The organism is Streptomyces sp. NPDC058671, assembly GCF_042716475.1.
Classification (GTDB): Bacteria; Actinomycetota; Actinomycetes; order Streptomycetales; family Streptomycetaceae; genus Streptomyces.
In genome coordinates this window covers 36,004-58,317 of record NZ_JBHXSA010000030.1, presented here as the reverse complement: position 1 = coordinate 58,317, position 22,314 = coordinate 36,004, and the positions used below count along the sequence as shown (strand labels likewise).

The following is a 22,314-nucleotide window of genomic DNA, read 5'->3' as shown; positions in this document are numbered from 1 at the left end:
CCGGGCCCCTCCCTCGCTGGTCGACGGCTCGCGGCGTCCCCTCCGCTGTGTCGATGTTCCTGACGGACGCCGTCTATCCGTGAACAGGCTCGCGAAACGGTCTGAGCAGGGAGGGGCGGGGAGAGGACGACCGGCGCCGAACGGGTGGCGGCGCACCCTCGGGCATCTCCGCGTCGCATCCGGAACCCGGGCGGACGGGAAGAGGCTGTGACGCCAGGCCGCAGCGACACGGAGGCGACATGTCACGCTCATGGGAACTGCAAGGACGTACCGCCGTCGTCACGGGCGCGGCACGCGGTCTGGGCGCCGGACTGGCCCGTCGGCTCGCGGCCCGCGGGATGCGCGTGGCCCTGCTGGGCCGCGAGGCCGCCACCCTGGCGGCGGTGGCCGCGACGCTGGGCACCGAGAGTCACGTCGTGGAGGTCGACGTCACCGACGACGACGCCATGAACCGGGCCGCGGACGAGGTCGGACGGCACCTCGGCGCTCCCTCGGTCGTCATCGCCAACGCCGGTGTCGCCGCGGGAGGCCCCTTCGAGAGTTCCGCCCCGGACACCTGGCGGCGCGTCATCGAGGTCAACCTCGTCGGCAGCGCCGTCACGGCCCGGTCCTTCCTGCCCGGCCTCCGGGCCACCCACGGCTACTTCCTGCAGATCTGCTCCACCGCGGCCTTCGGCGCCGCTCCCATGATGAGCGCCTACTGCGCCTCCAAGGCGGGCGCCGAGTCCTTCGCCCGTTCCCTCCGCCCCGAGGTGGCCGGCTTCGGCGTCGGGGTCGGCGTCGCCTACCTGCACTGGACCGACACGGACATGATCCGCGACGTCGACCGGCACGTGGTGCTCAGGGAGCTGCGCGCGCACATGCCCGCCCCCGCCCGGCGCGTCTACCCGGTGGACCAGGTGGCCGCCTGGATCGAACACGGACTGGTACGGCGCCGGGCGACCGTCTACGCGCCGCCGTGGCTCCGCCTCGCCCAGGCCGGGCGTCCCGTCTTCCCCCTCCTGGTCGACCTGATGTCGCGACGGGAGCTGCCCCGGCTCATGCGGGAGTACTCGCTCGACCAGACCGGCCTGCTGGGACACGGAGGTCGCCTGGAGGAGCGCTCGCTCGGCGTCCCCGGGGCCGGGACCGGCGCCGGAGACGGTGGTGACGGGCGGGACGACCGGGGGACAGGCGGCTGAGGGGGCCGAGCGCGGGCCGGTACGCCGTGGCGCGCCGCGGGCCGTACGCCGTTCACGGCGGCCCCGCGCCCCTGTCCCGCTCCTGGGCGAGGAGTGCCGGCAGGTCCTTCAGCCGGTCGAGGCCGTTCACCGCCCGGGAGATCCGGGCGTTGTGCTGGAGCGTGCCGCGGTGGCGGTGCAGGAAGTTCCAGTAGCCGGCCGTGTACGGGCAGGCGTCCGCGCCGACCCGCCGGTCCGGGCGGTAGGGGCAGGGCGCGCACAGGTCGCTCATGCGATCGATGTAGGCGCCGCCCGAGGTGTACGGCTTGGTGGTCATCCGGCCGCCGTCCGCGTACTGCGACATGCCCACCACGTTGGGCAGCATCACCCAGTCGTAGCCGTCGACGAAGCTGCGGTGGAACCAGTCGGTGACGGCCGCCGGATCCCAGCCGTGCTGGAGCGCGTAGCTCCCGAGGACCATGAGGCGCGGGATGTGATGGGTCCAGCCCGTGTCCCTGACCTGGCGGAGCACCGTCGACAGACAGCGGGCGGACACGGCGTCCGCGTCGAGCTCGTCCCACCAGTCGGGCAGGGGAGTGGTGTGACGGAGGCTGTTCGACGTCCGGTAGTCCTCGCCGAAGTACCAGTAGAGCTGCCAGACGTACTCGCGCCATCCCGCGATCTGCCGGACGAACCCCTCGACCGAGTTCAGGGGCGCCTCGCCCGCCCGCCAGGCGGCCTCCGCCAGCTCCACGCACTCGGCCGGGTCGAGCAGCCCCAGATTGAGCGACGAGGACAGCAGACTGTGGCTCATGGTGCCGTCGGCGGCGAGCATCGCGTCCTCGTGCGCGCCGAATCCGGCCAGCCGGTGGCGGAGGAAGCGGCGCAGCGCGGCGAGGGCTTCGCGCCGGTCGGCGGGGAACAGGCGGGGGCCGTCACGGCCGACGAAGGAGACGTCTCCGTCGCGTTCCCACCGGTCCAGGTCGCGGCGGACCTCCTCGTCGACGGCGTCCTCCCGGGGCCGGTAGGGCGCCGGAGCGCCCAGGATGCGGGCCCCGCGAGGAGGCGGCTCCCTGTTCTCGTGGTCGAGGTTCCAGGTGCCGCCCGCCGGACTCCCGCCGTCCATCAGGAGATCGTGGTCACGCCGCACGCCCCGGTAGAAGCCCTCCATCCGGAGCCCCCGCTGCCCCCGCGCCCACGCGGCGAAGTCCTCGTGCCGGACCAGGAACCCGCGCGGCGGCAGGACGGTGACGTTCTCCAGGGACCGTACGAGTGCCAGCGCCGCCCGGGACGTGGGGTGGTGCACCGTCACCGGTCCGTCGCCCACGGCCCGCGCGAGCCCCTCACGGTAGGTGTCGGCCTTCACGTACGTCACCCGGTCGCCGAGTTCCGCCGCGCGGTGCCGCATCGCGGAGAGCACCAGATGGGCCTTCGCCCGGTGGAAGCGCCGACGGCGGAAGACGGCCCGCGATTCGATCATCACCACGGGGGCGTCGCGGGGGACGCCGTCGCCCGCCGCGAGGAAGGCCGGGCCCAGCTGGTCGCCGAAGAGCCAGTGCGTGCCTGTCATACCGGTCTCGATCCGTTCCGTTCCTGCGGGGCCTGGGGTCTCGCCCTCTCGACTTCCGGGGCCGGGCGCCGGGCGGATGCGGCTCCCCGCGTATCCCCGGGTCGTGAAGAAATGTGCCGCGGATCCCATCCGCGGACCCGTCCGGCGCCGAATGACTCCATGAGAGGACAACCGAACCACGGCCGCAGCCGCTCGACGTCGGGCGTCGGGCATCCGGCCGATGCAAGGAGCACGTCATGAACACCACGCTGACCCCACGTCGTGTCTCGGCCGCCCTGGCCGCGGCGGCCCTCGCGGTCTCGCTCGGAGCGCTCGCCCCGCAGGCGTCGGCCGACGAGGGCGGCAGCCCGTTCGGCCCCGGCTGCGCCTCGGTGCCGAAGGAGGGCGAGGGCTCGGTCGCCGGCATGGCGGACGACCCGGTCGCCACGGCCGCCTCGAACAACCCGGCGCTGTCCACCCTGGTCGCCGCCGTCGAGAAGGCCGGTCTGGTCGACACCCTGAACAACGCGAAGGACATCACCGTCTTCGCGCCGACGAACGAGGCCTTCGCGAAGATCCCGAAGGCGGACCTGGACAAGGTCCTCGCCGACAAGGAGATGCTCACCAAGATCCTCACCTACCACGTGGTCGACCAGCCGGTGGACAAGGCGGACCTCGCGGACGGGTCCTTCAAGACCCTGCAGGGCGGGACGCTGACGACCGCCGGGTCCGGGGACGCGTACAAGGTGAACGACTCCGCCGCCATCGTCTGCGGCGACGTGCACACCTCCAACGCGACCGTGCACGTCATCGACACGGTGCTCATGCCGAAGTGAGCACACGCGGGACGCGCAGGGCACGCGGAACCCACCCGGCCCGGGACCCGGCTCCGGCCCCGTCCCGGGCCTCAGGGCGGTGAGGGCGAGGAGCGGCGCAGCCGGTCCAGTCGTCGGATGATCGGCGTCGCGGCGGCGCCGTGGACGACCACGGACAGCAGGACGGTGAAGGCGACCACCGACCAGAGCTGCCGCGCGTGCGCCTCGAAGGCCTCGGTGTGCCCGAGGGCGTACGCGAGGTAGAACAGCGAGCCGATGCCACGGATGCCGAAGAAGGCGGTGACCGTCTTCTCCCTGGGTCCCGCCGCGAAGCCGATCAGGCCGAGCCACCCCGCGGCCGGCCTGACGACGAGGACGAGCAGGACGCCCACGAGCGCTCCCTGCCAGGTGAGGTCCCGCAGACCGGAGGCGACGAGGTAGCCACCGAGGAGGAAGAGCAGGCACACGGTCAGGAGCCGCTCGATCTGTTCGGTGAACTCGTGCAGCACCTGGTGGTAGCCGTGGCTCCGTTCGGCCGCGCGGATGGTGCAGGCCGTCACGAACACGGCGAGGAAACCGTAGCCGTGGAGCAGCTCGGCCGCGCCGTACGCCACGAACGTCGCGCCCAGGGCGACGAACCCCTCCATGTGTTCCGAAAGACGCAGCGCGTTCGACTGCGCGCGGAAGAACATCAGGCCCAGCAGACGTCCGGCCACGAGCCCCACCGCCACTCCGACCGCGATCTTGCCCAGGACGTCGACGAGCAGCCATCGTCCGATCCAGTCCGCGGACCAACCGTCGCCGGCCGCCGTCGCGAGCGCGAGGGCGGCCAGGACGAACGGGAAGGCCAGTCCGTCGTTCAGCCCGGCCTCCGAGGTGAGGGTGAAGCGGACCTCGTCCTCGTCGTTCTCCGCGTCCGTGGGCTCTCCCACGCGCACCTCCGCCGCCAGCACGGGGTCGGTCGGCGCGAGCACCGCGGCGATGAGCAGGGCGAGCGCGGGCGGCCAGTCCAGCAGCAGAGCGGCGAGGAGCGCCGTCCCGGCGATGGTCAGCGGCAGGCTGATGCCGAGCAGGCGCCAGGGTCCGCCCCACGCGCGCAGCCCGAAGGGCCGGTTGAGGGCCAGGCCGGCTCCCATCAGCGACACGATGACGCACAGTTCGGTCACGTGCTCGACCCACAGCCGGTCGCGCACCGGGTCCACTGTGGGCACGGGCAGGGGCAGCGCCGCCACGAGGACGCCGGCCGCGAGGAAGACCATCGGCGTGGAGAAGGGCCGCTTGAACACGAGCCTCGGCACGACGGCCGCGCCGAGCGCTCCCAGGCCCACAGCGAGGTAGACGGTGTCGGAGAGGATCACCCGGCCCATCCTGTCCCAGAAGGTCGCTTCCATGCGTGCGACGGTCGTCGCCGCGCCCGGCGGGTGGAGCCGATCGGCCGCACCCGCCGGCCCACCGGTCGTCCGGCCGCCGGCCCGCCGGGCTCACCCCGGGAACCGGCCCGCCGAACGCAGCTGCCAGCGCCGTTCGGCATACGCCAGGTCGTCCCGCCACAGCCGGGCCGCCGCCGTGCGCATCACCGGGCGCAGGAGCGGGGCGGCCCGGCGTACGAAGCCGAAGCCGGGTCGGTCGGACGCGGCCACCACGGCCTCGGTCACCGCCGTGCGCGGACGGCCCCGGTCGTCAGGTCCGAGGGGGGTCGCATGGGTCTCCACGACCGAGCCCACGCCCTCCCCCTCGGTGATGCGCATGACGACCGTGCGCGGCTCGGGGGCGGTGAACTCGGCCCGAACGGGCACCACGAGCCGCCCCGCCACCTTGAAGGAGACATCGACGGTGAAGCGGTCGTCGGTGTCGTGGTCGTCGGGCGAGCCGACCACCGTCAGGTCCACGAACGAGTACGGGTGGAACCACGCCCCGTGCCACGGATCCAGACGGTTGGCCACGACGTCCTCGGGCTCGCAGACGCCGGTGCCCTCGTACACGGCCGTCACTCCGCGCGCGGGTGTCGGGCGGACCGGTACGACGGGGGCGTCCAGGGGCTCCTCCCCGCCGACCTCGTCGAGCCGCACCCAGACGAGGACACCGTCGTCGTGGGCGGGCAGGGGGTCCCAGCCCGCGAACGAGGCTCCGTCGAGGGCGAGTCCGTGCCAGTGGCACACCAGCGTCCCGCAGCGGACCGGGCTGTCCGCCAGCGGCGCCCCGAGGTGGGGGCAGACCCCCGGCCCGGCGAGCAGCCGTCCGTCGGCGCCGCGCCAGACCACCACCTCGCGGCCCGCGACCGTCCGGGCCAGGGGTCGGTCGCCGCGCAGGGCGGCCGTCGCCCCCACGACGTACCAGTTCCCGGACGGCCTGGCCTGCGCACGCTTCAGCGCCTCCGCGATGAGACCCGGCTTGGCGTCCCGCCAGGTGGGCCGCTGCCGGTCCCACGGGACGGGCCCGCGGCGCAGCGACAGGGGAAGGCGGGGGCGTCGTGCGGACGGTTCGCGCTTCACACGACCTCCTCGGAGACCGGCCGGGCCGGGGTGGCGGGCGACGCGGGGCGGGCCGAGGGCCGAACCGGCGCGGGTTCGGGCGGTGTGGGCCGCGTGGGCGTACGTACCGCCGTGGGTTCAGAAGGCGTCGGGCGTGTGGGCGTACGTACCGCCGTGGGTTCAGGAGGCGTCGGGCGCGTGGGCGTACCTGCCGTCGCCGGTTCGGGGGGCGTCGGGCGTGTGGGCGTACGAGGCGGGGTTGGCCGGGTCCGGTGGCGCAGCCTGGCGGTGAGCACCCGGACGAGGCCGTCCACCGCGACCGTCGCGCGCTCCCTGCGGGGCACCACGGCGCGGCGGTGCAGCACGGCGTAGCCGTCCCTCGCGACGGCGTCGAGGATGCGCCCGTACAGGATGAACGCGGTGCGGATGCAGGGGCGGGACACGGGATCGAGCATGGCGAGTCCGGGTTCCGCCTCGCGGTAGACACGGCGGGTCAGTGCCTCGAACTCCCGCAGCGCGGCCAGGACGCGCCGGTCCTCACGGCCGGTGTCACGGCACCGGCGCAACAGCTCCCTGTCGACACCGTGCCCCGCCAGCAGGTCGGCGGGCAGGTAGATCCGCCCGCGGTCGAGGTCCTCGCCGACGTCCCGCAGGAAGTTGGTCAGCTGGAACGCCACACCGAGGGCCGCCGCGTGCGGCTCGGCCTCCTCGCGCGGCACCACCGTGCCGAGCACCGGCAGCATCTGCAGACCGATCACGGCGGCCGAGCCGTGCATGTAGGCGCGCAGGTCCGCGTAGGTGGGGTAGTCCGTGACGTCCAGATCGGACCTCATCGCCGTCATGAAGTCCTGGAAGTGGGCGTGCTCGATGGCGTAACGGCGCGCGGTGTCGGCCAGGGCCAGCACCACCGGTTCGTCGCCGCTCTCCTGCCGCAGCCCGTCGTCGAGGCGCCGCTGGAGCGCCGCGAGCCGCGCACCGCGCAGGCCGTCGTCCGGCCCCGGCGCCGGCGTGTCGACGATGTCGTCGGCCCACCGGGCGAACCCGTACAGGGCGTGCACGGCGGGCCTGCGGTCGGCCGGCAGCAGACGGGTGGCCAGGAAGTACGTCTTCCCGTGCGCCGCGTTCAGCTCACGGCACCGGCGGTACGCCGCCCGCAGCACCGGGTCGGTGATACCCGCGGCGTCGAGTTCGCGTGCGGTCATCGTGCCGCCCCCTCGGTGCGGGCGGAGAGCCGCCGGGCGCCGCCGGTGATCCGGGCCGCCGCCAGCTTCCCCGACACCAGCGCCGTCGGGACGCCCACGCCGGGGGTGGTGCCGCAGCCGGCCAGGACGGCGTTCTCCGTGCCCCGTACCAGGTTGCGGGGCCGGAACGGACCCGTCTGCGGAAACGTGTGGGCCACCGAGAAGGGGGTGCCCGCCGCGTGCCCCTGGCCCAGCCAGTCGGACGGGGTGACGAGGGACTCGTCCTCGATCGCCGCCTCGATGCCGTCGAGACCGCGCCGCTCCAACTCGCGCAGCAGCTCCGCCCGGTAGCGCGGGCCGAGCTCGCCCCAGGCGGTGACGCCCGGTCCGATGTCGGTGTTGGGACAGGGAGCGAGGATGTAGTGCAGATGGCGGCCCGGCGGGGCGAGGCCGGGGTCGGTCGCCGTGGGCCGGGTGATGAGCAGGGACGGGTCGCTCATCAGCCGCCCCTGACGGGTGAGTTCGTCGAACGTGGTCCGCCAGGCGGCGCCGAACGAGATCGTGTGATGAGCCAGCTGCGGCCAGGTGCGGTCCGTGCCGGCGTGCAGCACGACGGCGGAGGGGGAGTGCCGCAGCCGCACCGGCCGGCGGGGGGTGCGGCCGAGGAGCCGGTAGGCGACGGGCAGGTCCGGTGTGAGGACGACCGCGTCGCAGGGGATGCGGTCCCGCGCGGTGACGACGGCGGTGACGCGCCCGCCCGACCGTTCCAGCCGCGTCACCCGCTCGCCGAACCGCAGCTCCGCGCCCGCCTCCCCGGCGGCGTCGGCCATGGCCTGCGGCAGGGCGTGCATGCCGCCGCGCGGGAAGTACACCCCGGCGACCGTGTCCATGTACGCGATGACCGCGTAGGCGGCGAGCGCGCGGGCCGGCGGCACGCCCGCGTACAGGGCCTGGAAGGAGAAGACCCGTTGCAGGCGCTCGTCCTTGAGGAAGGCGCCGATGCGGCGGTCGAGGCGTCCGAAGCCCCCGAGCGCCGCGAGGCGGGCCAGGTCCCCGGTCAGCAGGTCGAGGGGGGAGTCGAAGTTCGCGTCGATGAAGCGGTTCATCTGGGCCCGGTAGAGCTGCTCCAGCCAGGCCCGGAGCCGCCGGTAGCCGGCCGCCTCACGGGCCCCGGCGAACCGCTCCACCTCCGCGGCCATCGCCTCGCCCTCGGTGTGCACGTCCAGCGTGCTGCCGTCCGCGAACGACGCCCGGTAGGCCGGGTGCAGCGGGATCAGGTCGACCCGCTTGTACAGACTGTCGCCGACGGCCGCGAAGGCCTCGTCGGCGATGTCGGGCATCGTCAGCACGGTCGGGCCGGTGTCGATCCGGTACCCGCCCAGTTGCAGCCGTCCCGCCCGGCCGCCGGGCAGGGCGTCCCGCTCGACGACGGTGACCCGGCGCCCCGATCCCCGCAGATGGAGGGCCGCCGACAGACCGGCGAGACCCGCTCCGACGACCACCACGTGGTCCGTACGGCCGGACAGCGTGCGCGTCATCGACGGGCCTCCGTCGCTCGGGCGGCCAGGGAGACGGACGCGCCGGACCCGACGGTCGCTTCGAGCGGGCCGTCCGTGGTGCGGGAGGTGGTCGCATCAGCGGGCCCGTCCGGGGCTCGGGAGGCGGTCGCTTCGGTTGGGCCGTCCAAGGTGCGGGGGGCGGTTGTCGTCGGCGGGTCGTCCGCGGTGCGGGAGGCGGTCGCCTCGGGCGGGTCGTCCGCGGTGCGGGACGCCGTCGCCTCGGTCAGCAGTCCGCGCAGGTGGCCCCCGGCCTCCGGGTCGAGGGCGGCGCCGTCGAAGTGTCGCAGGCCCTGCGCCGACAGGCGGTCGATCTTCGACTCGACCGCCGCCCTGGCACCCGTACGCACCAGGACGTCCCGTACCTCGTCGAGCCCGGCCGGGGTCAGGCCCTCGTCGCGGAGCGCCCGTTTGAGCACCGTCAGGGCGGGCCGGTCGCCGGTGGCCTCGGCGCGTGCCACCGCGAGGGCGACCAGATACGTGGGTTTTCCCTCGCGGATGTCCCCGCCGCACGTCTTGCCGGTGCGCCGGGGGTCGCCGAAGACGTCGTCGAGGTCGTCGCGCAGCTGGAAGGCCATGCCCACCCGGCGTCCCGCCGCGCACAGTGCCCGTATGGTGCGGCCGTCCGCGCCCGCCACCGCCGCGCCGAGCGCGAGGGGGCGCTCGACCGAGTACATCGCGCTCTTGAGGCACGCGGCGCGCAGGGCGCGCGGCTGGGAGCGCGACCCGGTCAGCTGGCCGTGGAGGTCGAGGAACTGACCCGCCACCATCTCCGTGCGCATGTCGCTCCACAGCCGGCGCACCACGGTGGCCGTCCACCGGTCGAGCGGCGTCTCGGCCACCACGTCGTCCGCCCACACGAGCGCCAGATCCCCGGCCAGGATCGCGGCCGCGTCCCCGAAGCGGGCGACGCGGGTGGGCGACGCGGCACCGTCGTAGCGGTCGCGCACGTCCGTGTGCAGCGCCGGACGTCCGCGACGCAGCGTCGAGCCGTCCATCACGTCGTCGTGGACGAGGGCGCAGGTCTGGAGCAGTTCGAGCGCCGCCCCGACGCGCAGGGCCGCCGTGGTCCTCGGCCCGTCGCCTCCGCCGCAGGCGCGCATCGACCACCAGACGAGCCGCGACCGGGTGCGCTTGCCGCCGTCCTGGGTGAAGCGGGTGACCCGCTCGGCCAGGTCCCGCGCGAAGAGGGCGTCCAGGGCGCCGGCCCGGGTGAGCCGGTCGGCGAGCACCTGATCGAGGACGTGCCCGACCGCCGCGGGCACGTCCTCGTCGACGGCGGCGGGTTCGACCTCCTGGACCGCGACGCCGTGTGGGGGATCCGCGCTGTGTGCCCCGCCGGCGACCGCGCGGCCCGGACGCCTCCGCCGCGGCGAGGACCCCGACGGGGCCACCAGGCGGGGGAGGGGCGACGGCGTGCCCGCGGGGTGGTCCTTCGCCTGGGTCGGGCGCATCCCGGTTCCTCTCGTCGTGGCATCGATCGTTCTTTGCGCGTCTTCCGTCCCTTCCCGTGATACGGATGCGGTGCGGATTGGGTACCCGAAATGCACGGTAATGCCATCATGTGGGCGCACCTGTCCGAGTGGCGGCCTTCCCCGACCGCATCCGGATCCACACCGACGGGGGAACCCCTACGGGTGGTGGACAGCAGATCCGGGAGGGAGGAGGCCGCGTGCTGAAGGCGGATGTGGCGGATGTGGCGGTCATCGGGGCGGGAGCCGCCGGGTTGTCCCTGGCCCACCGGCTGAACGGACACCTGCCCGGGGCCAGGACTCCGTCCGTGGTCCTCGTCGACGCCCCGCCCGGCCCGCTGCGGCCGCCCCCGCGCACCTGGTGTTTCTGGGAGACGGGACAGGGCCGCTTCGACGCCGCGGTGCGAGCGGAATGGCACCGGCTGCGGGTGCGGCCGCCGGTCGGCCGGCCGATCGAGGGGGACATCGCGCCCCTGCGGTACAAGATGATCCGCTCCGACGACTTCGAGTCCCTGGTCGCCCGGGACCTCGCGCGCGGCCCCAACGTCCGTCGCCTGGAGGCGACCGTGGACACCGTGGAGGAGTTCCCCTCCGGTGCCCGTGTCCTGATGACCCGGCCCGACGGCCGTCCCCACGCCCTGGAGGCCCGCTGGGTGTTCGACTCGCGGCCCCTCGGCAGCCTCCCGGCCGCCCGCACCACCCTGCTCCAGCACTTCCACGGCTGGTTCGTGCGCACCGAGCGACCCGTCTTCGACGCCGGGACCGCGGACCTGATGGACTTCCGCACCCCCCAGCCCGCCGACGGGCTCTCCTTCGGCTACGTCCTGCCCACCGGCCCGCGCGAAGCCCTCGTGGAGTACACGGAGTTCTCCCCGCGCCTCCTGACGGCGAGCGGCTACGAGGCGGCGGTACGGCACTACGCCGACGACGTGCTGGGCCTCGGGAACCTGGAGACCGTCGCGACCGAGACCGGAGTGATCCCCATGACGGACGCCCCGATGCCACGACGGATCGGCGCCTCGGTGTTCAGGATCGGAGCCGCCGGCGGTGCGACCCGCCCGTCCACCGGATACGCCTTCGCCGGACTCCAGCGCCAGACGCGGGCGGTCGCCACCGCGCTGCGCCAGGGGCGCGTACCGGTGCCGTCGGCCGCCCACTCCCCGCGGTCCCGCGCCATGGACGCGGTACTCCTGCGCGCCCTCGACAGCGGCCGCGTCGACGGCCCCGCCCTGTTCTCCCGGCTGTTCGCCCGCGTCCCGACGGGCCGGCTGCTGCGCTTCCTCGACGGGCGCACGAACCTCTTCGAGGATCTCTCCGTCGGCCGGCACACCCCGGTCGGCCCCATGCTGCGCACCGTCGTCGAGCTGCCCGGACTGCCACGACGCCCCTTCGGCTGACCCGCCGATCCCGCCGATCCCGTTGTTCCCCCGGCCACCCCGCCCGTTCCCACCCGCCTGGAGACCGTATGACCCTGCTGCGCGACGAGGACCTCGCCGCCGCCTTCGACCACGCGTCCCGCAGTTACGACACGCTGGTCGCCGCGAATCCCGGCTACCACGCGCACCTGCGACGCTCGGTGCGCCGCCTCGGCCTGCCCGGAAGGGGAGAGGGCCTGCGCGTGCTGGACCTCGGCTGCGGCACCGGAGCGTCGACGGCCGCGATCCGGTCCGTCCTCCCGGCCGCCGCCGTCACCGCCGTCGACGCCTCGGAGGGCATGCTGGGGCGGGCCGCCGCCAAGCCGTGGGCGGACGGCGTGCGGTTCGTCCACGCGCCGGCCGAGCGCCTGGCGGACGTGGGGGTCGACGGGCCGTTCGACGCGGTGTTCGCCGCCTACCTGTTCCGTAACGTCTCCGATCCCGACGCCGTCCTCGGCACGGTCCGCGCCGTCCTGCGACCGGGCGGACGCCTCGGCGTGCACGAGTACAGCCTCGGCGGGCGCCGTGCCGACCGGGCCGTGTGGACGATGGTCTGCCGAGGTGTCGTCCAGCCCGCCGCCACCCTTCTGGGCGACGGGCCGCTCTACCGCCACCTGTGGCGCAGCGTCGTCGACTTCGACACGGCCGACCGGTTCGCGGGCCGGCTCCGCCAGGCGGGCTTCGACCGGGTCAGGACCCTGCCCCTGCCGGGCTGGCAGACGGGCATCACCCACACCTTCGTGGCCGCGCGCGGGGAGGACGACCGATGACCGTCCCCGCGCACCCCGTGCCCGCCGCGCGCCGCGGCCGGGACCGCAGGGCCCGCGTCCTGCCCGCCAGGCCGGGCGCGGTCCGCGCCGACGGCCGGCCCTCGGCAGCCGTGGTCGGCGCCGGGATCGCCGGACTCGCCGCCGCCACCGCGCTGGCCGAGCGGGGCGTGAGGGTGACGGTGTACGAGCGGGAGCCCTACGTCGGCGGCCGGGTGGGCGGCTGGGGGACCCGGCTGCGTGACGGCAGCGCCGTGACGATGAGCCGTGGCTTCCACGCGTTCTTCCGGCAGTACTACAACCTGCGGGGGCTGCTGCGCCGGACCGACCCCGCCCTGGCCCGTCTCGGAGGACTGCCCGACTACCCGCTGCTGCACGCGGACGGGCTGCGCGACAGCTTCCGGCACGTGCCGCGCACCCCGCCGTGGAGCGCGCTGGGCTTCGTCGCGCTCAGCCCCTCCTTCGGGGTACGGGACCTACGCGCCATGGACCCGGTCGCGGCTCTGCCGCTGCTCGACGTCCGCGTGCCCGAGGTGTACCACCGCCTCGACTCCCTCAGCGCCTACGACTTCCTGGAAGCCGTCCGCTTCCCGGAACGCGCCCGCCACCTGGCCTTCGAGGTGTTCTCCCGGAGCTTCTTCGCCGACCCGAGGCGGCTCTCGGCGGCCGAGATGGCGCTGATGTTCCACATCTACTTCCTCGGCTCCGCCGAGGGCCTGCTGTTCGACGTGCCCCGCTCCCCCTTCCCGACGGCCCTGTGGGGCCCCCTCGTCGGATACCTGCGGGAGCACTCCGCCGAGGTGCGCACCGAGAGCCCCGTCGAGCACGTCGCCCCCGCACGGGGCGGTGGGTTCGAGATCGCCGGGGACCACGACGAGCGCCGGTACGACGCCGTGGTCCTCGCCCTGGACGCGGCCGGCCTGCGGTCCCTCGTCGCCCGCTCGGAGCGGCTGGGAGACCCGCCCTGGCGGGAGCGCGTCGCGCGCCTGCGCACGGCCCCGCCCTTCCTGGTCACCCGCCTGTGGCTGGACCGGCCTGTCGCCCCCGACCGCCCCGGCTTCCTCGGCACCAGCGGTTTCGGCGGCCTCGACAACATCAGCGTCCTGGACCGCTGGGAGGACGAGGCGGCCCGCTGGGCGGCGCGTACCGGAGGATCCGTCGTCGAACTCCACGCCTACGCCGTCGACCCGCGCGCCGACCGCGCCGCCGAGGAGCGGCGCCTGGTCGAACAGCTCCACCGCGTCTACCCGGAGACCCGTACGGCCACGGTCGTCGACGTCCGCCACGAGTGGCGGGAGGACTGCCCGCTGTTCCCCGTGGGCGGGTACGCCGACCGGCCCACCGTGCGCACCCCGGACCCCGGCCTGGTGGTGGCCGGCGACGTCGTGCGCACCGACCTGCCGGTCGCGCTGATGGAACGGGCGGCCACGACCGGTTTCCTGGCCGCGAACGCGCTCCTCGAACGGTGGGGCGTACGCGGACAGACGCTGTGGACGGTGCCGGACCGGGGCCGTGCCGCCGTCCTGCGGAAGGCGGCCGCGTGGGCGGGACGCTGAGGCCGGACGCCGCACGCGGTGCCCGGCGGGACGGGCCGCGCTCCCCGGGGCGGGCGATGCCGCATCCGGGGCCGGGCGACGCGGAGAACACGGGAACGAGCGGCGAGCCGTACCGACGGACGGGAGAGGTGGTCACGTGTCCGCAGCCCAGGACGTGACGGACGTGCTGGTGGTCGGGGCCGGTGTCGCGGGACTCGCCTGCGCCCGGGACCTGCTGGCCGCCGGTCTCGACGTACGCGTGGTGGAAGCCGGTGACGAGGTCGGCGGCCGCATGCGCTCGGACCGGGTCGAGGGCTTCGTGGTGGACCGGGGGTTCCAGGTCTTCAACACGTCCTACCCCCAGGTGAGGCGCCGACTGGCCCTCAGGCACCTGCGGCTGCGGCCCTTCACCCCCGGTGTCCTCATCCACGGCCCGGCGGGCCGACTCCGCTTCACCGACCCGACCCGCCGCCCGCGTACCCCGCCCGACCTGCTGCCGGGCCGCCTCGCCGGGACCCGCGACCTGGCCGCCCTCGCCGTGCTGTCCGCCCGGGACATGCTGGCGCCCCCCGGTCGCCGCAAGCGGCGCGCGGACACCACCACCCGCACCGCGCTCGCGGACGCGGGGATCTCCGACGCGTTCGTCGAGAGGTTCTTCCGCCCCTTCCTGTCGGGGGTCTTCCTCGAAGAGGACCTGGAGACCTCCGCCCGCGTGTTCCACCTGGTGTGGCGGAGCATGCTGCGCGGCACCCTGTGCCTGCCCACCGCAGGTGTCGGAGCGGTCCCTCGGGCGCTCGCCGCCGCCCTGCCCCACGGTGCCGTGTCCCTGGAGAGCCCCGTGGCGGGGCTCACGGACGAGGGCGCGCTGACGGCCGCGGGCCGGGACATCCCCGCACGCGCCGTCGTCGTCGCCACCGGCCCCGGGGCCGTCACGACCCTGCTTCCCGGCGTCGACCTGCCCGGACACCGGATCGTGACGACGTACTACCACGTCGCCCCGCGCTCCCCCCTCGGCGAGCCGACGCTGCTCGTGGACACCCGGCGCCGCTTCCTCAACACCTGCGTCCTCAGCGACGTCGTGCCCTCCTACGCCCCGCCCGGCCACGCCCTCGTCGCGACCTCGGTCCTCGGCCGGGACACGCAGGGCCGTGAGCGGGAGGTGCGGGCCGCGCTCGGCGAGGCGTACGGAACCGGTACCGACGGCTGGGACCTGCTGACCGTCCGCACCATCGAGGACGCGCTCCCCGCCATGCCGCCGCCGCAGCCGCTCACCCGCACCACGCGAGTGGCGCCCGGCCGGTACGTGTGCGGCGACCACCGCGCCACCGGCTCCGTCCAGGGCGCGCTCGCCTCCGGCGCGCGGGCGGCCCGCGAGGTGCTGCGCGACCTGCGGCGCGGCGCCGGGATCCCGCGCGAGGGGACGGGAGGCGCGTCATGGACGTGAACGGCGCGCGTGTCCTCGTGCCCGGCGGCACCGGTGCCATCGGGTCCGCCCTGGCCGTGCGGCTGCACGGACTCGGGGCCCGGGTCGCCGTCGCGGGCCGCGACCCCGGCTCCCTGGCCCGGGTCTCCGCCGCCTGCGGCGACGCGCCGGCCCGCCGTCTCGACGCCTACGACCTGGACGGATGCGCCTCGACGGTCCCCTGGGCCGTCGGCGAACTCGGGGGTCTGGACGCGGTCGTGGTCTGCGTCGGCGTCGCGGGATTCGGTCCGGTCGAGGCGGTCGGCGACGCGACCGCCGAGCACCTCCTGACGGTCAACGCGCTGGCTCCCATGGCCGTCCTCCGCGCGGCCCTCGGCGCCGTCCCGGCGGGCGGTGTGCTCGCCGCGGTGACCGGCGTCGTCGTGGACGCCGCGCCGGCCGGCATGGCGGACTACGCCGCTTCGAAGGCCGCCCTCGCGACGTGGCTGACCTCGGTCCGCCGTGAACGACGGCGCGCGGGCCCGGCCGTCCTGGACATCCGGTTGCCCCATGTGGAGTCGGGCTTCGCGGAACGCGCCGTCTGCGGAACCCCGCCGACGCTGCCGCGTGGACGGACCGTCGACGAGGCGGTGGACCTGATCCTTGACGCGGTGACGCGGTGACGCGGTGACGCGGTGACGCGGTGACGCGGTGACGCGGTGACGTTCCGTCGCCCTGACGGTCGGCGGCGCCGGGTCGCCGGGCCCCGGGCTGTGGTCGGACCAAAGTTAGGATGGCCCGATCGCGGCGCGGTCCCTCCGTGCCGTGCGCGTTCATCGACAGGGGAGGCACCCGTGACGGCCCAGTGGCGACCCGTGCGGCAGTCGCGGACGCACGAACTCGTGCTGGAGAGCATCGAGCGGCAGGTGCTCGCGGGTGAACTCAAGGCGGGCGACCGCCTGCCGCCCGAGCGGGAACTGGCCCTGGAGCTGGGGGTGAGCCGGTCAGCGCTGCGAGAGGCGCTGCGGGTCCTGGAGACCATCGGCGCGCTGGTCGCGAACGTGGGACGCGGGCCCGACGCGGGCGCGCGGATCGTACGCAACCCGGACGACGCGCTCGGCCGGGTGCTGCGACTCCACCTCGCCCTCGGCAGCTACGGCGTCGACGACGTGCTCGAAGCGCGTGTCGTGCTGGAGCGGTCCAGTTTCGAGGCGGCCTCCCGGTCGGCGTCCGAGGAGGACCTGGCGGAGGCGGAGGCGTTGCTCGCCCGGATGCGGGACGCCGGTGCGGACGTCGTCACGTACAACGACCTGGACACCGCCTTCCACGTGCTGATCGCCCGCAGTTCGGGCAACCCTCTCGTCTCGACCCTGACCTCCGCCGTACGGGAGTCCGTGCGCGCGCTGATCCTGGAGGCGGAGGAGGCGGCCGAGGACTGGCCCGCGACCGCGGACCGGCTCCATGACGAGCACGTCGAGCTGCTCCGCCTCCTCCGGGCCGGCGAGGGCGCCGCGGCGGCCGACCTGGTCGAGCGGCACATCCGCGGTTTCCACGGCGCGGTCGTCGGCAGGCGGCAGCCCGTGACGCCCGGCGAATGACCGACGGACCCCCGCGCGTCCGCGGCACCTTCTAAGGTCTGACCATATGGTGGTCACGGCTTGAGGGCGAGTGATGCCCCGAGTAAGGTCGGACCATACTTCGACCGTGGAGGTCCCCCATGCGCATCGGACTCTTCGCCACCTGTCTGGGCGACACGCTCTTCCCCGACGCGGTGCGGGCGACAGCCCTGTTGCTCACCCGGCTCGGCCACGAGCTGGTGTTCCCGCCGGGCCAGACCTGCTGCGGCCAGATGCACATCAACACCGGCTACCAGCGCGAACCGGTACGCCTGGTCCGCGCCTACGCCGAGCAGTTCGGCGACCCTGACGTCGAAGCCGTCGTCATGCCCTCCGGTTCGTGCGCCGGAAGCGTGCGCCACCAGCACGCGACCGTCGCCGACCGGTACGGCGACCCCGCCCTGCGCGCCGGTGTCGCAGCGGTGAAGGACAAGACGTACGAACTGTCCGAGTTCCTGGTCGACGTCGCCGGCACCGTGGACGTCGGCGCCTACTTCCCGCACCGCGTCACCTACCACCCGACCTGCCACTCCCTGCGGATGCTCCGCGTGGAGGACAAACCGCTGCGCCTCCTGCGGGCCGTCGAGGACATCGACCTGGTCGAACTGCCCGAGGCGGACGCCTGCTGCGGCTTCGGCGGGACCTTCGCCGTCAAGAACGCCGCCACCTCCTCCGCCATGCTCGCCGACAAGCTCGGCAACGTGGCGTCGACCGGCGCCGCCGTCTGCACCGCCGGGGACTCCTCGTGCCTGATGCACATCGGCGGCGGTCTGTCCCGCGTCCGGTCCGGTACCCGCACGCTCCATCTCGCCCAGATCCTGGCCGCCACCCGCACCTCGCCGCTCCCCCTGACGGAGGCCGCACGATGAGCAGCACGTTCCTCGGCATGCCCGCCACCCCGCCCCGATCCCCGTACGGCGAAGGCAATCTGAGGGGCGACCGGGCGTTCCCGAAGGCTGCCGCCGCCGAACTGGGCAACGCCCAGCTGCGTTCCAACCTCCACAAGGCGACGCACACCATTCGAGCCAAGCGCCTGGCCGTCACCGCGGAGGTGCCCGACTGGGAGGAACTGCGCTCCGCCGGCGCGGAGATCAAGACCGACACCATGAACCGGCTGCCCGAACTGCTCGAACAGCTGGAGACGAAGGTCACCGAGGCCGGCGGCACGGTGCACTGGGCCCGGGACGCGGCGGAGGCGAACACGATCGTCACCCGGCTCGTCGCCGCCACCGGAAGCCGCGAGGTCATCAAGGTCAAGTCGATGGCGACGCAGGAGATCGGCCTCAACGAGCACCTGGAGAGCCACGGCGTCACCGCCCACGAGACCGACCTCGCCGAGTTGATCGTGCAGCTCGCCGACGACCGGCCCTCGCACATCCTGGTGCCCGCGATCCACCGCAACCGCGAGGAGATCCGCCGGATCTTCCTCGCGAGGATCCCGGGCGTCGATCCGGGTCTGAGCTCCGTGCCCGCGGAACTGGCCGCCGCCGCCCGTGCCTACCTCGGCGAGAAGTTCCTGACCGTCCCCGTCGCCGTCTCCGGCGCCAACTTCGGGATCGCGGACACGGGCACGCTCTGCGTCGTCGAGTCCGAGGGCAACGGCCGGATGTGTCTGACGCTGCCGCGCACCCTGATCACCGTCATGGGCATCGAGAAGGTCCTGCCGCGCTACGCCGACCTGGAGGTCTTCCTCCAACTGCTGCCGCGGTCCTCCACCGGTGAACGCATGAACCCCTACACCTCGCTGTGGACGGGCGTCGCACCGGGCGACGGCCCGCAGGAGTTCCACCTGGTCCTGCTCGACAACGGACGCACCGCCGCGCTCGCCGACGCCGTCGGCCGACAGGCCCTGAACTGCATCCGCTGCTCCGCCTGCCTGAACGTCTGTCCGGTGTACGAGCGGGTCGGCGGTCACGCCTACGGGTCGACCTACCCCGGCCCGATCGGCGCCGTGCTCACTCCGCAGCTCGCCGGCATGCACGCCGCGAAGAACGACCCCAACTCCTCGCTGCCCTACGCCTCCACGCTCTGCGGCGCCTGCTACGACGCCTGCCCCGTGAAGATCGACATCCCGTCGCTGCTCGTGGAGCTGCGCCACCAGGACACCGAGCAGACCGGCCGGAGCGCCGAGCGGCTCGCCATGCGGGCCGCGGCCGCCGTCATGGGCCGCCCGAAGCTGTACACGGCCGCGCAGAAGGCCGCGCGGCTCGGCCGCGTCGCCGCCGGGCGGGACGGCACGATCTCCCACCTGCCGCCACCCCTGCGGGGCTGGAGCGACAGCCGCGACACCCCGGCCCCGCCCCGGCAGACCTTCCGCGAGTGGTACGCCTCCGAAGAAGGCCGACGCGCTCTCGCCGACGCGGCCCCGAGTACCGGCGCGGACCCGAGTAGGCGTACGGAAGCGGGTGTACGTACGAACCTGGGTACGCGTACGGACCCGGGTGCACGCACGGACGCACCCCCCGGCGCCGACTCCGCCCCCAGTAACGGCCCCGCCCCGACACCACGACGGCAACTCCCGGGAGGACCGATGACCGCACGCGAGACCGTGCTCGGCCGGGTGCGTGACGCGCTGGCGCTCGCCCCGCAGCCGGCGGCCGCGGTGGATCGTGCCTATCGGCGGGGCCGTGACCTCCCGGACGCCGAGCGGCTCGCGCTGTTCACGGACCGGCTCGTCGACTACGGGGCGCAGGTGAGGACATGTACGGCGGCGGAGACCGCGACGGCCCTCGCGGACGTCCTCGACGGTCTCGGCGCCCGGCGCGTCGGGGTGCCCGCCGGCCTCGACCGGTCCTGGCTCGCGGACTGGGACGGCGTCGTGGAGGAGGACGGCGCCGACGTGCCGCCGCCGGACCTGGCCACGTTCGACGCGGTGGTGACGTCCACGGCGGTGAGCTGTGCCGAGACCGGGACGATCTTCCTCGACGGCTCGGCCGACCAAGGGCGCCGGGCGCTGTCCCTCGTCCCCGACGTCCACGTGTGCGTGGTCGACCTCTCCTCCCTCGCCGTCGGGGTCCCCGAGGCCCTGGCACGGCTGGTCCCCGAACGGCCGACGACCTTGATCAGCGGGCCGTCCGCGACGTCGGACATCGAACTGGAGCGGGTGGAGGGCGTTCACGGCCCGCGCACGCTCGTGGTGATCGTCCGCACCGAGGTATGACGGGGGCGGTGCCGGGGGTTCAGAGGGCGGGGAGAGGCGGGAGCGACGGGGGAAGGGCCTGCTCCGTCCAGATCGTCTTGCCGCGCGCCCCGTAGCGGCAGCCCCAGCGGGTCGACAGCTGGGCGACGAGGAAGAGGCCGCGGCCGCCCTCCTCGGTGTTCAGCGCGCGGCGCAGCCGGGGCTGGGTGTTGCTGGGGTCGGACACCTCGCAGACCAGGACGCGGTCGCGGATCAGGCGCAGGACGATGGGGCCGCCCGCGTGGCGCAGGGCGTTGGTGACGAGCTCGCTGACGATCAGCTCCGTGGCGAACGCCGGCTCGTCCAGGCCCCAGGCCTGCAGGCGGGCGTTGACGTCGGCACGGGCCTCGTGCACGGCGGCCGGGTCGGCGGGGTACTCCCAGGTCGCCAGGGACTCCTCGGCCACCGCCCGGGTGCGGGCGAGCAGCAGGGTGACGTCGTCGTCGGGACACTCGTGGGCGGGGTGAGCTGCGATCAGCCTGGGTCCGATCCGGTCGAGGGGCGCCCCGTCCCGTACCAGCCTGGCGAGCGAGGCGAGCAGGCCGGCCTCGCCGTCACCGGTGTCGTGGCCCCGGCGGACGAGACCGTCGGTGTAGAGCGCGAGGACGCTGCCGGGCGGCAGCGTGGTGGTGAACACCTCGAAGGGGTTGTCACCGACGCCCAGTGTCGGTCCGGGGACCACGGGGAGGTACGTGGCGCTGCCGTCCGGCAGCACCACGGCGGGCGGCGGGTGGCCGGCGCTGGCCATCTGGCACACGCGCGTCACCGGATCGTAGAGGGCGAACAGACAGGAGGCCCCGAGGGCGTCGGCCTCCTCCGCCTCGGCCGTCATACGCTGCACCAGGTCGTCGAGGCGCATGAGGAGCTCGTCCGGCGGGAGGTCCAGATCGGCGAGGGTCTGCACGGCGGTCCGCAACCGGGCCATGGTCGCGGTGGCCCGCAGGCCGTGGCCGATGACGTCACCTACCACGAGCGCGACCCGCAGCGACGACAACGGGAACGCGTCGAACCAGTCGCCGCCCACGCTGACGCTGCCGGCCGCCGGCAGATAGGTGCCCGAGGTCTCGGCCGCGGCGCTCTCGGTGGCCGACGGGGGCAGCAGGCTCTGCTGCAACACGACGGCCGTGTGATGCTCCCGCGTGAACCGGAAGGCGTGGTCGATCGCCAGTGCCGCCCGATGGCACAGGTCCCGCATGAGGGTGACGTCGGCCTCGTCGAACGGGGCGGGGCTGTGCGTGCGGTAGACGGTGGCGTACCCGAAGAACCGGCCCCGGTGGTAGAGGGGGCAGCCGAGAGCGCCGCTCATGCCCTCGGGCAGGTAGCGGGCGATGAGTTCCGGGTCGTGGCCCAGGATCTCCCGGAGCAGGGCGGGGTCCACGACGATCACCTCGCCGACGACCAGCGCGGAGACCTCAGGACTCTCCGACGCGACCGCGGTCGGCTCGCCCACCTGCACCAGCTCACGGGGCCACACGCCGTCGGCCGACCGGACGGCGACCCGCCGGGGCGCGGACGCCTCCGCCCCGGGGTAGCCGAGGGGCGGATCGCGCCCCTGGAGGACGTCGTCGGGGAAGTCGACGCAGGCGAGGTCCCCGAGGGCGGGCACCAGGACGGCCACCAGGTCGCGGGCGCTGTGCACCACGTCGAGCGAGCCGCCGATCTCGAACGCGTTCCGGTACGCCGTGGAGAGGCGCTGCTGCGCGCGGTACCGCTCGGTGACCTCGATCGCGGCGATCGCGATGCCGACGGGCGCTCCGAGCGGGCCGTCGACCCGGATGCAGGTGAGGGACAGCACCCGGTCGCCCTCGAACGGGTATTCGGCCGCGATGACGGGCGACCCTGTCTGCGCGACCAGCGCCATGAACTCCCGCACCGTCCCGCGGAGACCCGGACCCGGCAGGTCGCGCAACCAGTCCTCGCCGCAGCCTTCGGGGCGCAGGGCGTCGTAAGCGGCGTTGGCGCGGACGACCCGCAGGTCCATGTCGAGTTCGGCGACGGCGATGCCGTCCTGGCTCAGGACGGCACGGGCGAAGGCGGTGTCCTGGTCCCAGCCCGCCGGGCCGTCGGGGCGGACGGTCACGACGAGGGTTCCGCCCCGGGCGGCGTCGCCACGCGCAGGGAGCACGTCCACCCGGGCCGAGCCGACAGGCGGAGACGCATGGGACACCTCCCGCCGGTGGCGATGGGGCATGGGCAC

General features: G+C 74.4%; 16 protein-coding genes and 2 pseudogenes. 11 read left to right on the top strand and 7 right to left on the bottom strand.

Annotation, left to right across the window (positions count from 1 at the left end; translation table 11 throughout):
• The first annotated feature begins 239 nt into the window (after positions 1 to 239).
• Positions 240 to 1,181 (top strand): SDR family oxidoreductase, encoded by a 942-nt coding sequence (locus tag ACFWV2_RS29300; protein WP_384409463.1) that lies wholly within the window; start codon positions 240 to 242, stop codon positions 1,179 to 1,181.
• Between the two features lie 52 nt (positions 1,182 to 1,233).
• On the opposite strand, the gene ACFWV2_RS29295 is transcribed toward ACFWV2_RS29300, so the two are convergent.
• Positions 1,234 to 2,730, bottom strand: a complete 1,497-nt coding sequence (locus tag ACFWV2_RS29295) for a cryptochrome/photolyase family protein (protein WP_384409461.1) — start codon at positions 2,728 to 2,730, stop codon at positions 1,234 to 1,236.
• Between the two features lie 236 nt (positions 2,731 to 2,966).
• Between ACFWV2_RS29295 and ACFWV2_RS29290 the strand changes: the two genes are divergently transcribed.
• Positions 2,967 to 3,545: a fasciclin domain-containing protein gene (locus ACFWV2_RS29290; RefSeq protein ID WP_384409459.1), complete on the top strand. Its 579-nt coding sequence runs from the start codon at positions 2,967 to 2,969 to the stop codon at positions 3,543 to 3,545.
• 71 nt (positions 3,546 to 3,616) lie between these two features.
• On the opposite strand, the gene ACFWV2_RS29285 is transcribed toward ACFWV2_RS29290, so the two are convergent.
• The 5 genes and pseudogenes from ACFWV2_RS29285 to ACFWV2_RS29265 all read right to left on the bottom strand — a co-directional run bounded on the left by ACFWV2_RS29285 (position 3,617) and on the right by ACFWV2_RS29265 (position 10,186).
• Positions 3,617 to 4,891 carry a cation:proton antiporter gene (locus tag ACFWV2_RS29285; protein ID WP_384409502.1) on the bottom strand — a complete coding sequence of 425 codons (1,275 nt, stop codon included), beginning with the start codon at positions 4,889 to 4,891 and terminating at the stop codon, positions 3,617 to 3,619.
• Positions 4,892 to 5,005: 114 nt separating this feature from the next.
• Entirely contained in the window at positions 5,006 to 6,016 is a 1,011-nt protein-coding gene (locus ACFWV2_RS29280) for a DUF5914 domain-containing protein (RefSeq protein ID WP_384409457.1), read from the bottom strand.
• A 188-nt stretch (positions 6,017 to 6,204) separates the two neighbouring features.
• Positions 6,205 to 7,197 (bottom strand): annotated as a pseudogene (locus ACFWV2_RS29275) (phytoene/squalene synthase family protein); the annotation flags it as partial.
• Entirely contained in the window at positions 7,194 to 8,714 is a 1,521-nt protein-coding gene (locus ACFWV2_RS29270; RefSeq protein WP_384409455.1) for a phytoene desaturase, read from the bottom strand. The pseudogene ACFWV2_RS29275 and the gene ACFWV2_RS29270, both read right to left, overlap by 4 nt.
• Positions 8,711 to 10,186 (bottom strand): polyprenyl synthetase family protein, encoded by a 1,476-nt coding sequence (locus ACFWV2_RS29265; protein WP_384409453.1) that lies wholly within the window; start codon positions 10,184 to 10,186, stop codon positions 8,711 to 8,713. Before ACFWV2_RS29265 ends, ACFWV2_RS29270 begins: the two co-directional genes overlap by 4 nt.
• A 218-nt stretch (positions 10,187 to 10,404) precedes the next feature.
• Here ACFWV2_RS29265 and ACFWV2_RS29260 point away from each other — a divergent pair, with 218 nt between their 5' ends.
• The 9 genes and pseudogenes from ACFWV2_RS29260 to ACFWV2_RS29220 all read left to right on the top strand — a co-directional run bounded on the left by ACFWV2_RS29260 (position 10,405) and on the right by ACFWV2_RS29220 (position 20,099).
• Positions 10,405 to 11,601, top strand: a complete 1,197-nt coding sequence (locus tag ACFWV2_RS29260) for a lycopene cyclase family protein (RefSeq protein ID WP_384409451.1) — start codon at positions 10,405 to 10,407, stop codon at positions 11,599 to 11,601.
• Between the two features lie 68 nt (positions 11,602 to 11,669).
• Positions 11,670 to 12,389 carry a class I SAM-dependent methyltransferase gene (locus ACFWV2_RS29255; RefSeq protein WP_384409449.1) on the top strand — a complete coding sequence of 240 codons (720 nt, stop codon included), beginning with the start codon at positions 11,670 to 11,672 and terminating at the stop codon, positions 12,387 to 12,389.
• Positions 12,386 to 13,942, top strand: a complete 1,557-nt coding sequence (locus ACFWV2_RS29250) for an FAD-dependent oxidoreductase (protein WP_384409447.1) — start codon at positions 12,386 to 12,388, stop codon at positions 13,940 to 13,942. Before ACFWV2_RS29255 ends, ACFWV2_RS29250 begins: the two co-directional genes overlap by 4 nt.
• Positions 13,943 to 14,078: 136 nt before the next feature.
• Positions 14,079 to 15,365, top strand: a complete 1,287-nt coding sequence (locus ACFWV2_RS29245; RefSeq protein WP_384409445.1) for an NAD(P)/FAD-dependent oxidoreductase — start codon at positions 14,079 to 14,081, stop codon at positions 15,363 to 15,365.
• Complete coding sequence (locus tag ACFWV2_RS29240) at positions 15,356 to 16,006, top strand: SDR family NAD(P)-dependent oxidoreductase (RefSeq protein ID WP_384409443.1); 651 nt, start codon at positions 15,356 to 15,358, stop codon at positions 16,004 to 16,006. Before ACFWV2_RS29245 ends, ACFWV2_RS29240 begins: the two co-directional genes overlap by 10 nt.
• 171 nt (positions 16,007 to 16,177) lie before the next feature.
• Complete coding sequence (locus ACFWV2_RS29235; protein WP_384409441.1) at positions 16,178 to 16,921, top strand: FadR/GntR family transcriptional regulator; 744 nt, start codon at positions 16,178 to 16,180, stop codon at positions 16,919 to 16,921.
• 119 nt (positions 16,922 to 17,040) lie between these two features.
• Positions 17,041 to 17,808 carry a (Fe-S)-binding protein gene (locus tag ACFWV2_RS29230; protein ID WP_384409439.1) on the top strand — a complete coding sequence of 256 codons (768 nt, stop codon included), beginning with the start codon at positions 17,041 to 17,043 and terminating at the stop codon, positions 17,806 to 17,808.
• Positions 17,805 to 19,322: pseudogene (locus tag ACFWV2_RS29225) on the top strand (lactate utilization protein B); the annotation flags it as partial. The gene ACFWV2_RS29230 and the pseudogene ACFWV2_RS29225, both read left to right, overlap by 4 nt.
• A gap of 147 nt (positions 19,323 to 19,469) precedes the next feature.
• Complete coding sequence (locus ACFWV2_RS29220; RefSeq protein ID WP_384409500.1) at positions 19,470 to 20,099, top strand: lactate utilization protein C; 630 nt, start codon at positions 19,470 to 19,472, stop codon at positions 20,097 to 20,099.
• Between the two features lie 19 nt (positions 20,100 to 20,118).
• Here ACFWV2_RS29220 and ACFWV2_RS29215 read toward each other — a convergent pair whose 3' ends face one another.
• Positions 20,119 to 22,248, bottom strand: coding sequence for a SpoIIE family protein phosphatase (locus ACFWV2_RS29215; protein WP_384409437.1), 2,130 nt, complete (start codon positions 22,246 to 22,248; stop codon positions 20,119 to 20,121).
• Between the last annotated feature and the right edge of the window lie 66 nt (positions 22,249 to 22,314).

Excerpts from the sequence above, each read along its gene's own strand:
- ACFWV2_RS29285 (WP_384409502.1), bottom strand. The coding sequence starts at position 4,891 with ATGGGCCGGGTGATCCTCTCCGACACCGTCTACCTCGCTGTGGGCCTG.
- ACFWV2_RS29270 (WP_384409455.1), bottom strand. The coding sequence starts at position 8,714 with ATGACGCGCACGCTGTCCGGCCGTACGGACCACGTGGTGGTCGTCGGA.
- ACFWV2_RS29295 (WP_384409461.1), bottom strand. The coding sequence starts at position 2,730 with ATGACAGGCACGCACTGGCTCTTCGGCGACCAGCTGGGCCCGGCCTTC.
- ACFWV2_RS29240 (WP_384409443.1), top strand. The coding sequence starts at position 15,356 with ATGGACGTGAACGGCGCGCGTGTCCTCGTGCCCGGCGGCACCGGTGCC.
- ACFWV2_RS29290 (WP_384409459.1), top strand. The coding sequence starts at position 2,967 with ATGAACACCACGCTGACCCCACGTCGTGTCTCGGCCGCCCTGGCCGCG.
- ACFWV2_RS29230 (WP_384409439.1), top strand. The coding sequence starts at position 17,041 with ATGCGCATCGGACTCTTCGCCACCTGTCTGGGCGACACGCTCTTCCCC.
- ACFWV2_RS29255 (WP_384409449.1), top strand. The coding sequence starts at position 11,670 with ATGACCCTGCTGCGCGACGAGGACCTCGCCGCCGCCTTCGACCACGCG.
- ACFWV2_RS29220 (WP_384409500.1), top strand. The coding sequence starts at position 19,470 with ATGACCGCACGCGAGACCGTGCTCGGCCGGGTGCGTGACGCGCTGGCG.
- ACFWV2_RS29300 (WP_384409463.1), top strand. The coding sequence starts at position 240 with ATGTCACGCTCATGGGAACTGCAAGGACGTACCGCCGTCGTCACGGGC.
- ACFWV2_RS29265 (WP_384409453.1), bottom strand. The coding sequence starts at position 10,186 with ATGCGCCCGACCCAGGCGAAGGACCACCCCGCGGGCACGCCGTCGCCC.
- ACFWV2_RS29250 (WP_384409447.1), top strand. The coding sequence starts at position 12,386 with ATGACCGTCCCCGCGCACCCCGTGCCCGCCGCGCGCCGCGGCCGGGAC.